Origin of the sequence: Micromonospora sp. NPDC005257 (genome assembly GCF_042872445.1) — a bacterium.
Classification (GTDB): Bacteria; Actinomycetota; Actinomycetes; order Mycobacteriales; family Micromonosporaceae; genus Micromonospora.
This window is the reverse complement of the sequence record NZ_JBIAKL010000001.1, coordinates 701,277-714,024: the sequence shown is the minus strand read 5'-3', so window position 1 is coordinate 714,024 and position 12,748 is coordinate 701,277. Positions and strand designations below refer to the sequence as shown.

The window sequence follows — 12,748 nt, the reverse complement described above, 5'->3', positions numbered from 1 at the left end:
CGCCTCACGCCTCGGCCCGCTGGAGCCGCCGGCCGCCGTCCGACGCGTCGAGCGTCGCCGACGCCAGGAGCGCCAGTTTATCGGCGTCGCCGGACCCGGCCTCCGGATGGAACACCACGAACATCAGCGTCTCGGCGCCGCCGATGGTCAGCCGCTCCCGGTTGAGGGTCAGCTCCCCGAGCTGCGGGTGCCGCATCCGGATCGGCCCGCCGCTCTGTCCCCGTACCTCGTGCCGGGCCCAGAGCTGACGGAACCGGGCGCTGGCGAGCGCCAGCTCCCCGGTGAGCTCGATGAACCGGGGGTCGTCCACGTCGGTGCCCACCGCCTGCCGCAGGTTCGCGACGAGGCATTCGGTGAGGTCCTGCCAGTCCGGGTAGCGGGCCTGCTCGGCCGGGTCCAGGAACATGTCCCGGAGCTGGTTGCCACCGACGGCGAGCCGGGGCGACAGCGCGCGGGCGAGCCCGTTCGAGGCCAGGATGTCGAAGTACCGCCCCTCGATGTATGCGGGCTGGGCGAGTGAGTCCAGGAGCTTGAGCGCGCCCGGCGGCGGCGTCTCCCTCGGCGACCGGCGCCGCCGGGGCTGCTCCGCGACGAGCGTCAGCAGGTGGGCAAGGTGGTCGTCGTCGAGGCGCAGCACCCGGGCGATCGACTCCAGCACCTGCACCGACGGGCGGCGGTCCCGGCCCCGCTCCAGCCGCAGGTAGTAGTCGGCGCTGATGCCGGCCAGCATGGCGACCTCCTCGCGCCGCAACCCGGGCACCCGCCGCACTCCCCCGTCCGGGATGCCCGCCTGCCGCGGGGTCACCAGTTCCCGCCGCGCCCGCAGGTACGCGCCGAGCGCGTTCGTCTTCTCGTCCACTCCCCCACCGTACGGCGGGGGACGCACCGCAGAGGGGGTCCTGGCAGGCCCCCGGCTCGACAGGGCTCTGGCCGGGGCAGGCGGCCGTTCGTAGCGTTCGTCGCAGCCCGCTCGGGCCGCGCACATCCGAGGAGAGACATGACCGTCACACTGATCACCGGCGCCAACAAGGGCATCGGTTTCGAGACCGCCCGGCAGTTGCTCGACCTGGGGCACGTCGTCTACGTCGGGGCCCGCGACCCCGAGCGGGGCGAGAAGGCAGCGGCCACGCTCGGCGCGCGGTTCGTGCCGCTAGACGTGACCGACGACGCGTCGGTCGCCGCCGCGCTGGCCGCGGTCGACGCGGCCGAGGGCCGCCTCGACGTGCTGGTGAACAACGCGGGGATGCTCAACGACACGGTGGACGGGCCGACCGCGCTGCGCGTCTTCGACACCAACGCGGTAGGCGTGGTCCGCGTCACCGAGGCGGCGCTTCCGCTGCTGCGCCGCTCACCGAACCCCACGGTCGTCACGGTCTCCAGCAGCGCCGGGTCGTTCTGGGCGACCACCAACCCGGAACGGCCGGAGTTCCACCTGCGCGGCGCACTGCTCTACGCCTCGTCCAAGGCGGCGGCCACCATGTTGACCCTCCAGTACGCCAAGGCGTACCCGGGCATCCGGTTCAACGCGGTCGAGCCCGGCTTCACCGCCACCGACATGACCGCCGCGATGGCCGGCGGCCGGTCGCCGCGGGACAGCGCCCGGGTGGTCGTACGGCTGGCGACGCCGGACGCCGACGGCCCGACCGAGACGTTGCAGGACGAGCACGGCGAGCTGCCCTGGTAGGACGCGGCTCAGCCGGCGAGGCCGAGCGCGACCAGCCGATGCGGGTCGGCGATCACCGTCCACGGCGGCGATCCGGCCGCCCGTGTGCCGGGCGCGGGACGCTCCCGGCGTCGGAGCGCAGCACCACGTCCGGATGCAGCACCGCGATCAGCATGTCGAGGTCGCCGTCGCGGGCGGCGGCGGTGGACTCCGGCGTCCCGTGGACGGTGCTGCGTGCCGCGCAGGTGCACGACCTGGTGCTGTCCATGCTGGCGGCGATGACGAGGCTCCCGGTGGTGCCGGTGCCGGGCGGGCTGCGGTTGCAGCGGGTCGACCTGCTGACCGGATACCTGACGGCCACCGGGAAGCGCCGGGCGCGGCTGCCGGTGCGCGTTTCCCGGGCGGGCCGGCCGGGCGTACCGGGAAGGCGAGAACCTGACCCGCCGGAGCGCCGCTCAGCGAAGGGTCAACCAGACCGCCCCGGTGACGGCGAGGATCACCGCGCCGAGCCCGGCCAGGCTCCAGCCGCCACGGTCGATGCGCCGGCGCACGGCCTGCCGGTCCGGGCGGAAGTCGTCGAACGGGCTCGACCGGAACCAGAAGCGGGCGTACAGCACCATCACCGCTCCGAACACCAGGGCGAAGCCTCCGGTCAGCACCGCGCTGCCGAGCACCCACCCGTCGGTAACCACACCTCGCAGGCCGGCCCGCCCGGCGAGGACGGTGCGGACGACCTGCACGATCCCGTTGACCACACCGAGGGTGACACCGACGCGTCCGGCGACGAGCCAGATGCCGGCCTCGCGCCGACCGCCTGCCGCGTTCTCCGTCCGCGCCATCACAGGCCCCGTGGCTCGATGGGGAAGCGGCCGAGACGCAGGCGGCTTCGATCCTGCCTCACCTCGCTCCACCGCTCGTCGTGGCTCAGCAGCGGCAGCAGCTCACGCAGCATGTTCACGGTGGCGACCATCAGCTTCTCGTCGCGGTAGATCTGGCTCAGCAGCGGCTTGACGACGCTTCGGGCGAAGGTCGCGGCGAACCACGCGACGATCACCGTGGCACCTGCCGCGACGCCCGCCCCGGTCCACCAGTCAGAAGCCGACACGGCCGCCACCAGGCCGACGAGGAGCAGTACGGCCAGGACGACCGCCCGCAGCGCCTCGTACCAGCGCAGCCGCTCCCGCGCCGCGTCCACCCGTGCCAGCAGGTGCTCCGCCCCGCCCAGCAGCCGCTCGAACTCCGGGCCGGACAGGTCACCGCCCCGCTCAGGATCCCAGGCCACAGAACTCTCCCACTGTCGTCCGGAGGCTCCGCTGCACCGCGGCGAACTTCATGTCGTCGAACATCGCCTGTTTCTCACCGACTCCCGGGATGAAGCGGTAGTCCTGCCGACGGCCGGCGACCGGCAGCACAGCCAGCCGGGGACGGTTGCGGTGGCCGAAGGCACGGATGAGGGTGACCAACTGTCGCTGGAAGTCCGATGTGGGCTCACCGTCGGCGCCCGGCAGGTAGTACTCCTCGACCTGGCCCAGCTGGTCGGTCCAGTAAAGGTCGGCTTTGGTGACCGCCAGGACCAACCAGAGATCCTTGGCGGCCGGATTGTCGACCCAGCAGGGCAGCAGATTCTGGCAGAACCGGGAGAAGTGTTCGAGTTCGACGTTCCGGTTCTGCGCCCAGAGCTGCTCGGACGGCGACGGGATCGCCTCCTCGACCTCGCGGGCGATCTGCTCGGCCCGGTCCCGCCGCTCCTCCTCGGTGGGCATCCCGTCGAGGGATGCCTGCCACTGCTCCCAGAGCCGGGCTTCGACCTGCCGGCGGAGCTCGTCCTCACGCCGTTGCCGCCGCTCCTCGAGGACGTTGACCTCGCGGGGATCCCACGGCTCGTCGTACCCGGCCGCGGCGACGTAGATGACGCCCGTCGGGTGGTTTGGCGGCTTCAGCATGGCGTCCCACTTGTCCACCTCGCCGGAGGAGTAGTCGCCGCCCGCGGTCTGACCCGGACTCACCACGAGCGTCACATGGGCCTGACGCCGGCCGGCCCCGAGCACCAGGCGGTGCGGCACATGGTCCTCGTCGCGTCGCCGGATGTAGCCGTTGTCGCCGAGCAACGCCTGGTACAGCGCGCTCTTGCCGACCCCGCGCTGGCCCGCCACCAGCACCGGGATGATGTCACGCGTGGGTCGTCGCGTGGTCTCGGCAATCGACACCCGCCGGCCACCCGGGTGGCCGGCCCCGGAGTTGTCGACGGCGGACACGACCCGCGACCAACGGGCCCGAACTTCCGTCCAGTAGTCTTCCGGCTCACCCATGGCGCGGCCCGATCGGCCGGTCGATTTCCGTCCGATGTGGACTGCTCAGCGAGAACACGCGAGGAGCTTAGCCAGGGCGGCGTGGCATCGAATCGTATGAACAGGCGGCAGCATCCGGCACGTACGGTCAGGCGCCCGTGACGGGGTGGAACTGCTCGAACATCACCTCGTAGCCGTCCGGGTCGAGCCCGTAGAAGATCCGCGCCCACCCCACGTCCTCCGGCTCCAGCGTCACCGGCAGCCCCTCGTCACGCCACAGCGCGTACGTGACGTCCAGGTTCGCGGTGGGCACGGTGCGCACGAAACCGAGCCCGGCGACCCGGCCCTGGGAACGGTCCAGGTCACGGACCCGGAGCCCGAGCTTGAGCTGTCTGGCGGCCATCCCGCCGAGGCTAGCGGACCCGGCCGGCCCGCCTCACCAGCCGACCGACCCGAGGCCGACCGGGGTGAGGCGGCGCACCTGCGGCTCGATCCACTGTGCCGCGGTGACCAGCTTGACCAGCCGGTCGATGGTCTCCGGTGGCCCGGCCACGAAGCTGCGCCGGTCCGCCGGGCAGCCGTACCGGTCGTCGAACGTGCCGCCGTCGAGCGCGCGCACCGCCATGCCGGCCTCGACGGCGAGCAGCATCCCGGCGGGCAGGTCGACCGCCTCGGGGCGGTAGCCGACGATGCCGTCGATGTCGCCGCGGGCCAGCATCACCCAGGACAGCAGCGGCGCCCACAGTTGCAGCACCCGGCGCGCGCTGGTGTCCAGCACCACCTTCAGCGCCCGGGCGGTGCTGTCGTCCCGGCGTACCTCGTGTCCCTGGGTCCAGGCCAGCACGGGCGCGGACGGCACCGGGCGGTGCGCGGGCCGCAGCGGCCGCGCGGCCGGGCCGGACGCGTGCACGAACGCGCCCCGGCCGCGCACCGCCGACCAGGTACGGCCCGCGACCGGGTCGTGCACCACCCCGAGCACCGGCGAGCCCTGGTCGCACAGGGCGATCCCCACCACGTACGCGGGCAGCCCGATCGCCACGTTGTTGGTGCCGTCGAGCGGGTCGACGAGCCACGCCCAGGTGGTGTCCGGGGCGTACTCGCCGCCCTCCTCGGCGATCACGCCGTGCTCCGGCCAGCGCGCCCGGATCCGGTCGACGATCAGCCGCTCGGCGGCCAGGTCGAGGTCGGTCACCAGGTCACCGGTGTCGTTCTTGGCCCGGGCGTGCACCTCCCCCCGGGTGCCCCGGCGCAGCAGGCGGCCCGCCGCCTGGGCGGCCTCCACCGCGAACCGGTGCGCCTCGCGCAGGTCGGGCCCGCCTCTGCTCGGCTCCACATCCATGGCTCCTCCAGCCAGTCAGCCCCGTGCCACCAGTCGCGCGATCTCCCGCGCCATCCGCGCGGTCTCCGCCGCGTCGCAGCGGTCCCGGCGTACCCGGTGGCTGCGCCCGTCCACCGCGCCGAGGCTCAGGTCGCACGCGCCGGGAGTGGTCCGGCCCAGCGCCACTGTCACGGCCGGCTCACCGGCGTCGACCTCCGAGGTGTGGAAACCACCGGCGCGCAGCGCGTACGAGTCGCCGGCGGAGTGCGTCTCCACCGCCGCGGTCATCGCGGTGACCAGCCGGTCGGTGGCGGCCATCTCGTCCACCTCGCCGAGGCTGTGCACCTCGTAGATCCGCCAGGACGGGTCAGCCGGCGCGTCGTCGACCTCGATCAGCTCGTTGCGGACGGTGCCGTGCAGCACGTGGCTGAGCAGGTCCCAGCTGTGCGAGTGCATGGTGGAGGTGGTCGGGCGCACCGGCGGCGGGTCGGCCGGCCAGGCGTGCACGCAGATGCCGTCCGGACCGTCGCGTTCCACCGGCAGGCAGGTGAAGCCGAGCGGGTGCCGGACCGCGCGCAGCGGACGCCGCCCCTCGGCGACGTCGCCGAGCACGTCCAGCACCCAGCCGCGCAGCAGTTCCGGCCGGGTGCCCCGGTCGATCTCCCGTTCCAGGTCGGCGTAACTGGTCATGAGTAGGGGTTCCTCGCCTGGACGGCCTTGCCGATGATGTCGGCGACCTCCCGGTCGCCGAAGGCACGGGGCAGGGTCAGGCCGAGGGCGGCGAACAACCGCCGTACCTGCTCGACCGACGGCTCGTCGTCGAGCTTGACCTGGCCTGCGGCCTCGATCGGCACGCGCCGGCTCTGCCGGCGGCTGTAGTCCAGCTCGATGTTGAAACGGTTGTAGTAGACCTCGCCGCGGTCGATGCGCAGCGCGGGGGTCTGCGGGTTCTCCTGGGTGATGACGACGCAGGAGGACGAGAGATCGTAGCGGAACGTGGTCATCTGCGCGGAGAGCCGCACGTCGACGGTGAGCAGGCCGGAGCGTTGCAGGTGCCAGCAGGCGGCCAGCACCGTCGCGTACGACTCCTTGCGGGTGCGGTCGACGGTCCACGGCTCGCCCGGCGCGTCCGGGTCGAGGCTGCGCCGGAACCGCGCGTACCGCTCGCAGACCTCCTCGTCGGTCGGATCGATGATCTCGACCGCGACGGTGAGCGTGGCGTTGCGCCGCCGGGCGTGTTCCAGGCACTCCGGCAGCGTCACCGCACGCAGGTAGGTGCCGGTGCCGCCCTTGAAGCTCCACTGGTCGGTGTGCCGTCGCGCCTCGGCGAGCGCCTGCCCGACCTCACTGCCGTGCAGCACGCGCACCATGGAGACGCTGTCGATGGCCTCGCGGGCCCGGTTCAGCGCGCCCTCCGGGCCGGTGATCTCCCGCATCTGCGGCACCAGGTCGGTCAGCCGGTCGCGGGTGTCCACGATGACCTGGCGGACCTCCCGCTCGGTGGTGCGCCGGCGCAGCCGGTCCCGCAGCACGGACTGCGCGAGCAGGCCCAGCACCAGCAGGATCGCGCTGTTGACGACGTCCTGGCCGACCTTGTCATTGGTCAGGCCGAGCACGGCGACGGTGATGGCCAGCACCAGGCCGATGAACGCGTCGAGATTGGTCACGACCCAGGCGAGCAGGCGCGTCATGACATCCCCCGGTCGACGACGGAACCTCCATGATAGCCCGCTGTCAATGTCGCAATCACGCCCTGTTTCCGGGTGGTGGCGGCACGCCCGGCCGGCGGGCCGCGCAGATCAGCGAACCGCCGAGCCCGGGTGCGGCGCGGGCCAGCCGGCGTGAGGCCACCCACCGGCCGCCCGGCAGCCGCCAGCCGACCTCGTTGGAGCGCAGCGCCACCGGCGTGAACCCGGCCCGGCGCAGGGTGCGGCGCAGCAGCGAGGCGGTGAACGGGCGGATGTGCAGCCACAGGTACGGGTGCAGCGGGTCGATCTGGCGTGGCGCCCGGCCGGTCAGGAACGCCAGCCGGTCCTGCACCGGCGCCAGGTTCGGGGTGGTGAGCACCAGCAGGCCGCCGGGCGCCAGCACCCGGTGACACTCCCGCAGCAGCGCCAGCGGGTCGTAGACGTGCTCGATCAGCTCCCCGGCGAGCAGCCCGGCGAAGCTGCCCGCCCGGAACGGCAGGCCCCGGGTAGCGTCCAGGCAGACCGGCAGCGCCCGGCCGCCGGCCGCCGCGCGGGCCGCGCCCAGCGCCGCCTCGGCCGTGTCGGCCAGCACCACCGGGCCGGGCAGCGCGGCCGGGTCGAGCATGCCGCGCGGCCCGCAGCCCAGTTCCAGCACCGGCCCGCGCCCGGTCACCCCGTCGGCCACCAGCCGGGCCGCGACCGCGCGGCGCACCCTGTGGTACGGGTCGTCGACGTACCCGTCGACCTCGGCGCCGTCGTGGTAGCGGCGGTGGTTGGCGTGCCGGCCGTGCGCCTGCGCACGGTGCGACGACGTCCCGGTCGGCGGCTCGGCCATCACCCCTCCACAGCGGACGCCGGCCCCGTCGGCGGCGTCCGCACCAAGCCTCGCACCGCTTCCGCCTTCCAGGGTGCACATCCGCCCGGGGTACGCCGACGCGGCGGCCGGTCGTCCGGCCGCCGCGTCGATCGGGTGCGTCAGACGGCCGGCGCCCAGTCCAGCCGGGTGCTGTCGTCGTACTCGTCGCCGGGGATCCACCACGGCTCGCCGAAGCCGCTGGTGAAGACGATGATGTTGCCGCCGTCGGGGTACTCGTTCTCCGGCGGGACCGACAGCGCGGCGCAGTAGCGGCCGTCCGGGGAGAACACCGGCGACAGGTAGAACCGGGGCTCGTCGGTGAGCTTCTTCAGCCCGGTGCCCCCGATCCGCACGGATGCCAGCGAGTGGTTGCTGGACTCCAGGTCGGGATACCAGCGGTCGGTGCGGAACACCACGCGCCCGGAGTCGGGCGTGAAGACCGGCGAGCCGAACAGCTCACCCGGCGCGCCGGGCGTGTAGAGCCGCCGCGCCGTGCCGGTCGCCAGTTCGAGCACACGCAGTTGCGGACCCTCCGAACGGCTGTGCCACCGCAGGACGATCATGGAGCCGTCCCGGGACCAGTCCGGGTCGGCCATGGAGTGACCCTGGACCAGCACGCGGGTGCCGCCGGTCGCGACGTCGACAGCGATCAGCCGGTCGTTGTTCTCCCCGGTGACCAGGGCGATCTCCCGCCCGTCCGGCGACCAGGTGGGCGCGCCGTAGCGGACGCCGAACGGGTCGGCGAGCAGCGTGCGCTTCTCGCCGGTGATCCGGTCGTACACGGCCACGAACGGCTCCAGCGTGCCGTCGCCCGAGCGGGCCGTGTTGACCCAGGCCACGTACCGGCCGTCCGGCGAGGCCTTCGCGTGATCCCCGTTCGGCAGCAGCTCGCGTGGCGTGGTGCGGCCCGGGTCGACCTGGAGCACACCCCAGCCGACGCTGACCAGCCACGACCCGTTCACCACGTCGGCGGCGGCAGCCGGTGCGGCGGACGCGGCGGCCAGCCCGGTCGCGGCGGCCAGGCCGGTCAGCGCGGCGGTGCGCAGCAGGGCACGGCGATTCAGTGCGGTCATTCGACAACCCCCGCGATAGACGTGGCCCCCACCCTCGCGAGTGGATCGACGCACCGGAATCGGACGAGTGGCCGCTTCACGCTCGGCTGCTCGTCCATCAGCGCCGATGAGCCCGGAGCGGCCCGGTACGCTCGCCCCGGTGACCTCCGACGCGCTGCGCCGCGCCCTCACCGAACCGGGCGACCCGCCGCTGCTCCCGCTGCCCGGCGTAGTGGTCGAGCTGCTGGACGCCCTGGCCGCCCCGCCGCGCCTGGGCGCACACCTGCGGCTGGTGCACGACGTCGCCTGGCACCTGACCGCCGCGTTCGCCGACCGGTTCGCCGCGGTGCCGTTCGACAGGCAGGCGGTGCTGTTCGGCGCGGCAGTGCACGACCTCGGCAAGGTCGAGCATCCCGGCGAGCTGACCGGCCCCGGGTCGGCGCACGAGGAGGCCGGCTACCAGCTGCTGCTGCGCTTCGGCGTACCGGAGGAGCGGGCCCGCTTCGCCGCCACCCACGCCGCCTGGCACTCCCCCGGCGTGCAGTTGGAGGACCTGCTGGTCAGCCTCGCCGACAAGGTGTGGAAGGGCCGACGCGTCACCGACCTGGAACAGCTCGTGGTCGACCGGCTGGCCGGCATCACCGGCCAGGAGCGCTGGCAGACGTTCCTGGACCTCGACGACGTACTCGCCGAACTGGCCGCCGGCGCGGACCGGCGGCTGGCGTTCCAGGCCGAGCATCCGGTGTACGGCTGACGCCGCGCCGACGCGGCGATGAGTCCGGCGCCGGCCGGTGGTCTTCCCTGGGTCCGTGTGCTCCGAATCTCCGGGAGGAAACATGAGCACCAGCGAAGCGCGAGGCCGGGTACGGGCGTTCGTCACCGTCTCCCTGGACGGGTACGTCACCGGCCCGGACGACCACGCGGGCCAGGGGCTCGGCGTCGGCGGCGAGCGGCTGCACCACTGGGTGATGGGCGGTCCCTGGACGTACGACTCGCCGCGCGAGCCCGGCGCCGGCATGACCGACGAGGACCGCGCGTACTTCGACGAGATGCTGGCGGGCACCGGTGCCGCGTTGTGCGGCCGGGGCATGTACGACAGCGCCGGCGCGTGGGGCGGCCGGAACCCGTTCCAGGCGCCCCTCGTCGTGCTCACCCACCGCACCGCCGACCAGCCCGATCCGAGCGCCGGTTTCCTCATGGTCGACGGGTTCGACGCGGCGCTGGCGGCGGCCCGGCGTACGGCCGGTGACGGCGCGGTGGTCATCGGCGGGGGCGCCGACGTGATCCGGCAGGCGCTCGCGGCGGGCGTGGTCGACGAGCTGGGCCTGTCCGCCGCGCCGGTGATCCTCCGTGCCGGGAAGCGGCTGTTCGAGGGCTTCGACCGCGACGTCGACCTGGAGATCCGTGCGGTGCACCACTCGCGGTACGCCGTCCACGTCCGATACGCCGTCGGCCGCCGCGTGAGCGATACCGATTGACTTTCGATAGTTTCCGCGCGATAGTCGATGCATGTTGACGGCGCAACGCGCGGTGACGCCACTCCGCGCATTCCTGGTCCTGCTGTTCGCGATCCTGGTGCTGTTCCAGACCATGTCGCTGCCCGGGCAGTTCGCCCACATGGCGCGCGAGAACCCGGACATGGCGTACCTGCGGTGGCCCGCCACCGCGGTGACGATCTTCTGGGTGCTGTGCGTGCAGGTGGTGATCGTCTGCACCTGGCAGCTGCTCACCCTGGTCAAGCGCGACCGCATCTTCACCGAGGCGTCCCTGGGCTGGGTCGACGGGATCGTCTGGGCGGTCGCCGCCGCCTGGGTGGTGCTCGTCGGCGTGTTCCTCTACGTCGGCTTCAACGCCGACGACCCCGGACTGCCGCTGCTGCTGTTCCTGCTGGTCACCGGCGTCAGCGTGCTGGGGCTGCTGATGGTCGTCCTGCGCGCGCTGCTGCGCCAGGCCACCACGCTGCGCACCGACATGGAAGCGGTGATCTGATGCCGATCGTCGTGCGCATCGACGTCGAACTGGCCAAGCGCAAGATGAGCGTCGGCGAGTTCGCCGAGCGCGTCGGGCTCACCCCGGCCAACGTCGCCGTGCTCAAGAACGGCCGCGCCAAGGCCGTCCGGTTCAGCACCCTGGAGGCCATGTGCCGGGTGCTCGACTGCCAGCCCGGCGACCTGCTCGAATGGGTCGCCGACGAGGAGGAGTGATGAGATACCTGGCCGCCGCCGTGGCCCTGCTCGCCGTCGCGCTCGGCGTCGCCGGCTTCGTGTACGGGGAGGCGGACGACTCCCCCGGCCTCCAACTCCTGTCCGCGCTGCTCGTCATCGGCGCGGTCGCCGTCGGCGTGCGCGTCGCCCGGCGTACCCGGTAGGGCCGGCGCCCCCTCGACGCCGGCCCCATCACTCAGCCCTTCACGCAGACGACCTGCTTGAGGTGGGCGACCACCTCGACCAGGTCCTCCTGCCGGGCCATCACCTCGGTGATGTCCTTGTACGCGCCGGGGATCTCGTCCACCACCCCGGCGTCCTTGCGGCACTCCACCCCGGCGGTCTGCGCGGCCAGGTCCGCGGTGCTGTACGTCCGCTTCGCCTGCCCCCGCGACATCCGCCGCCCGGCGCCGTGCGACGCCGAGCAGTACGCGTCGAGGTTGCCCTTACCGCGCACGATGTACGAGCCGGTGCCCATCGAGCCGGGGATGATGCCCAGGTCGCCCTTGCCGGCCCGGATCGCGCCCTTGCGGGTCACCAGCACGTCCACCCCGTCGTAGCTCTCCTCCGCCACGTAGTTGTGGTGGCAGGAGATCGGCTCGTCGTAGCCGACGTGCGGGAACGCCTCCCGGACCACCTGGCTCAGCAGGGCGAGCATGACCGCCCGGTTGCGCCGGGCGTACTCCTGCGCCCACCACAGGTCCCGCCGGTACGCCTCCATCTCGGGCGTGCCGGCGAGGAACACCGCGAGGTCGCGGTCCGGCAGGCCGGTGTTGTGCGGCAGCCCGCGCGCCACCGCCATGTGCCGCTCGGCCAACTCCTTGCCGATGTTGCGGGAGCCGGAGTGCAGCATCAGCCAGACCCGGCCGTCGTCCGGGCCGCCCTGCTCCAGGCAGACCTCGATGAAGTGGTTACCGCCGCCGAGCGTGCCGAGCTGCCGCTGCGCCCGCGTCTGGAGCTGCGCGACCTTCCGGTCCAGCGTGCCGAACCGCCGCCAGAAGTCGTCCCAGCCCGCCTGCTCCAGCCCTCGGACCCGGCGCGGGTCGACCGCGTCGTCGCGCATCGCGAAGCCGACCGGGATCGCCGCCTCGATCGCCGAACGCAGCGGCGCGAGGTCGTCGGGCAGGTCGGCGGCGGTCAGCGAGGTCCGTACCGCGGACATGCCGCAGCCGATGTCCACGCCGACCGCGGCCGGCGACACGGCCTGCCGCATCGCGATCACCGAGCCGACAGTGGCGCCCTTGCCGAAGTGCACGTCCGGCATCACCGCGACGCCCTGCACCCACGGCAGCGCGCCGATGTTGCGCAGTTGCCGGGCCGCCTGCGCCTCGATCGCGTACGGGTCGGTCCAGACCCGGACCGGCGCCCGGGTACCGGCCAGCGGGGTGAAACCCATCGTCGTCTCCTTGCTCGTGTCCATTCGACGTAGGCCGTACGGGACTCGAACCCGTAGCCTCCCGGATGAGAGCCGGGTGAGCTGCCAGTTGCTCCAACGGCCCCTGGACGGCGCGGCGCCGTCGGCAGGAACGCCCCGGACACGGAGAACCGCCCGGCTCCGGTGTCGGGGCGGGCGGTTCGCGCGGATCGTCGCGCCGGCGCTAGACGCGCCACCACCCTGGTTGCCACTCGCCACAGCGGCGGCCCGCGCCCGGTTCGGGCAGCAGGACACCGGCGCGCGG

At 73.2% G+C, this 12,748-nt stretch carries 18 protein-coding genes and 1 tRNA gene; 6 read left to right on the top strand and 13 right to left on the bottom strand.

Annotated features, from left to right (window positions below):
• Positions 1-4: 4 nt before the first annotated feature.
• Complete coding sequence (locus ACFYO8_RS03010) at positions 5-859, bottom strand: helix-turn-helix transcriptional regulator (RefSeq protein WP_355097361.1); 855 nt, start codon at positions 857-859, stop codon at positions 5-7.
• 138 nt (positions 860-997) lie between these two features.
• Here ACFYO8_RS03010 and ACFYO8_RS03005 point away from each other — a divergent pair, with 138 nt between their 5' ends.
• Positions 998-1,684, top strand: a complete 687-nt coding sequence (locus ACFYO8_RS03005) for an SDR family NAD(P)-dependent oxidoreductase (RefSeq protein ID WP_387256725.1) — start codon at positions 998-1,000, stop codon at positions 1,682-1,684.
• Between the two features lie 52 nt (positions 1,685-1,736).
• Here ACFYO8_RS03005 and ACFYO8_RS03000 read toward each other — a convergent pair whose 3' ends face one another.
• The 10 genes from ACFYO8_RS03000 to ACFYO8_RS02955 form a co-directional block, all read right to left on the bottom strand.
• Positions 1,737-1,931, bottom strand: a complete 195-nt coding sequence (locus ACFYO8_RS03000; protein WP_387256723.1) for a hypothetical protein — start codon at positions 1,929-1,931, stop codon at positions 1,737-1,739.
• Between the two features lie 187 nt (positions 1,932-2,118).
• Complete coding sequence (locus ACFYO8_RS02995; protein WP_387256721.1) at positions 2,119-2,502, bottom strand: hypothetical protein; 384 nt, start codon at positions 2,500-2,502, stop codon at positions 2,119-2,121.
• Positions 2,502-2,945, bottom strand: coding sequence for a hypothetical protein (locus tag ACFYO8_RS02990; protein ID WP_355097178.1), 444 nt, complete (start codon positions 2,943-2,945; stop codon positions 2,502-2,504). The genes ACFYO8_RS02995 and ACFYO8_RS02990 overlap by 1 nt, the downstream gene beginning before the upstream one ends.
• Entirely contained in the window at positions 2,929-3,870 is a 942-nt protein-coding gene (locus tag ACFYO8_RS02985; protein WP_387256719.1) for a hypothetical protein, read from the bottom strand. The genes ACFYO8_RS02990 and ACFYO8_RS02985 overlap by 17 nt, the downstream gene beginning before the upstream one ends.
• 229 nt (positions 3,871-4,099) lie before the next feature.
• Positions 4,100-4,354, bottom strand: coding sequence for a hypothetical protein (locus tag ACFYO8_RS02980; RefSeq protein WP_355097182.1), 255 nt, complete (start codon positions 4,352-4,354; stop codon positions 4,100-4,102).
• Positions 4,355-4,387: 33 nt separating this feature from the next.
• Complete coding sequence (locus tag ACFYO8_RS02975; protein WP_387256717.1) at positions 4,388-5,290, bottom strand: inositol monophosphatase family protein; 903 nt, start codon at positions 5,288-5,290, stop codon at positions 4,388-4,390.
• Between the two features lie 15 nt (positions 5,291-5,305).
• On the bottom strand, positions 5,306-5,959 hold the full coding sequence (locus ACFYO8_RS02970; protein ID WP_355096506.1) for a hypothetical protein: 654 nt from the start codon (positions 5,957-5,959) through the stop codon (positions 5,306-5,308).
• Positions 5,956-6,960 carry a hypothetical protein gene (locus ACFYO8_RS02965; protein WP_355096508.1) on the bottom strand — a complete coding sequence of 335 codons (1,005 nt, stop codon included), beginning with the start codon at positions 6,958-6,960 and terminating at the stop codon, positions 5,956-5,958. The genes ACFYO8_RS02970 and ACFYO8_RS02965 overlap by 4 nt, the downstream gene beginning before the upstream one ends.
• 55 nt (positions 6,961-7,015) lie before the next feature.
• On the bottom strand, positions 7,016-7,792 hold the full coding sequence (locus ACFYO8_RS02960; RefSeq protein ID WP_355096510.1) for a methyltransferase domain-containing protein: 777 nt from the start codon (positions 7,790-7,792) through the stop codon (positions 7,016-7,018).
• A 140-nt stretch (positions 7,793-7,932) separates the two neighbouring features.
• Complete coding sequence (locus tag ACFYO8_RS02955; RefSeq protein WP_355096512.1) at positions 7,933-8,886, bottom strand: LpqB family beta-propeller domain-containing protein; 954 nt, start codon at positions 8,884-8,886, stop codon at positions 7,933-7,935.
• Positions 8,887-9,025: 139 nt separating this feature from the next.
• Here ACFYO8_RS02955 and ACFYO8_RS02950 point away from each other — a divergent pair, with 139 nt between their 5' ends.
• From ACFYO8_RS02950 to ACFYO8_RS02930, 5 genes are all read left to right on the top strand, one after another.
• Positions 9,026-9,619, top strand: coding sequence for an HD domain-containing protein (locus ACFYO8_RS02950; protein ID WP_355096514.1), 594 nt, complete (start codon positions 9,026-9,028; stop codon positions 9,617-9,619).
• 82 nt (positions 9,620-9,701) lie between these two features.
• Entirely contained in the window at positions 9,702-10,343 is a 642-nt protein-coding gene (locus ACFYO8_RS02945; protein ID WP_387256714.1) for a dihydrofolate reductase family protein, read from the top strand.
• A gap of 31 nt (positions 10,344-10,374) precedes the next feature.
• A complete protein-coding gene (locus tag ACFYO8_RS02940; protein WP_387256712.1) occupies positions 10,375-10,854 on the top strand; it encodes a DUF2975 domain-containing protein in 480 nt (159 codons plus the stop codon).
• Entirely contained in the window at positions 10,854-11,069 is a 216-nt protein-coding gene (locus tag ACFYO8_RS02935; RefSeq protein ID WP_354863498.1) for a helix-turn-helix transcriptional regulator, read from the top strand. Before ACFYO8_RS02940 ends, ACFYO8_RS02935 begins: the two co-directional genes overlap by 1 nt.
• On the top strand, positions 11,069-11,233 hold the full coding sequence (locus tag ACFYO8_RS02930; RefSeq protein ID WP_354863500.1) for a hypothetical protein: 165 nt from the start codon (positions 11,069-11,071) through the stop codon (positions 11,231-11,233). Before ACFYO8_RS02935 ends, ACFYO8_RS02930 begins: the two co-directional genes overlap by 1 nt.
• A gap of 32 nt (positions 11,234-11,265) precedes the next feature.
• Here ACFYO8_RS02930 and ACFYO8_RS02925 read toward each other — a convergent pair whose 3' ends face one another.
• Positions 11,266-12,465, bottom strand: coding sequence for an RtcB family protein (locus ACFYO8_RS02925; RefSeq protein WP_354863502.1), 1,200 nt, complete (start codon positions 12,463-12,465; stop codon positions 11,266-11,268).
• Between the two features lie 30 nt (positions 12,466-12,495).
• Positions 12,496-12,568 (bottom strand) — tRNA-Glu (locus ACFYO8_RS02920).
• Positions 12,569-12,748 lie beyond the last annotated feature (180 nt).

Coding starts and splice junctions, on each gene's coding strand:
- ACFYO8_RS02960 (WP_355096510.1), bottom strand. CDS start 7,792: ATGGCCGAGCCGCCGACCGGGACGTCGTCGCACCGTGCGCAGGCGCAC.
- ACFYO8_RS02935 (WP_354863498.1), top strand. CDS start 10,854: ATGCCGATCGTCGTGCGCATCGACGTCGAACTGGCCAAGCGCAAGATG.
- ACFYO8_RS02940 (WP_387256712.1), top strand. CDS start 10,375: ATGTTGACGGCGCAACGCGCGGTGACGCCACTCCGCGCATTCCTGGTC.
- ACFYO8_RS02970 (WP_355096506.1), bottom strand. CDS start 5,959: ATGACCAGTTACGCCGACCTGGAACGGGAGATCGACCGGGGCACCCGG.
- ACFYO8_RS02930 (WP_354863500.1), top strand. CDS start 11,069: ATGAGATACCTGGCCGCCGCCGTGGCCCTGCTCGCCGTCGCGCTCGGC.
- ACFYO8_RS02980 (WP_355097182.1), bottom strand. CDS start 4,354: ATGGCCGCCAGACAGCTCAAGCTCGGGCTCCGGGTCCGTGACCTGGAC.
- ACFYO8_RS02995 (WP_387256721.1), bottom strand. CDS start 2,502: ATGGCGCGGACGGAGAACGCGGCAGGCGGTCGGCGCGAGGCCGGCATC.
- ACFYO8_RS03000 (WP_387256723.1), bottom strand. CDS start 1,931: ATGGACAGCACCAGGTCGTGCACCTGCGCGGCACGCAGCACCGTCCAC.
- ACFYO8_RS02975 (WP_387256717.1), bottom strand. CDS start 5,290: ATGGATGTGGAGCCGAGCAGAGGCGGGCCCGACCTGCGCGAGGCGCAC.
- ACFYO8_RS02965 (WP_355096508.1), bottom strand. CDS start 6,960: ATGACGCGCCTGCTCGCCTGGGTCGTGACCAATCTCGACGCGTTCATC.
- ACFYO8_RS02945 (WP_387256714.1), top strand. CDS start 9,702: ATGAGCACCAGCGAAGCGCGAGGCCGGGTACGGGCGTTCGTCACCGTC.
- ACFYO8_RS03005 (WP_387256725.1), top strand. CDS start 998: ATGACCGTCACACTGATCACCGGCGCCAACAAGGGCATCGGTTTCGAG.
- ACFYO8_RS02955 (WP_355096512.1), bottom strand. CDS start 8,886: ATGACCGCACTGAATCGCCGTGCCCTGCTGCGCACCGCCGCGCTGACC.
- ACFYO8_RS02925 (WP_354863502.1), bottom strand. CDS start 12,465: ATGGGTTTCACCCCGCTGGCCGGTACCCGGGCGCCGGTCCGGGTCTGG.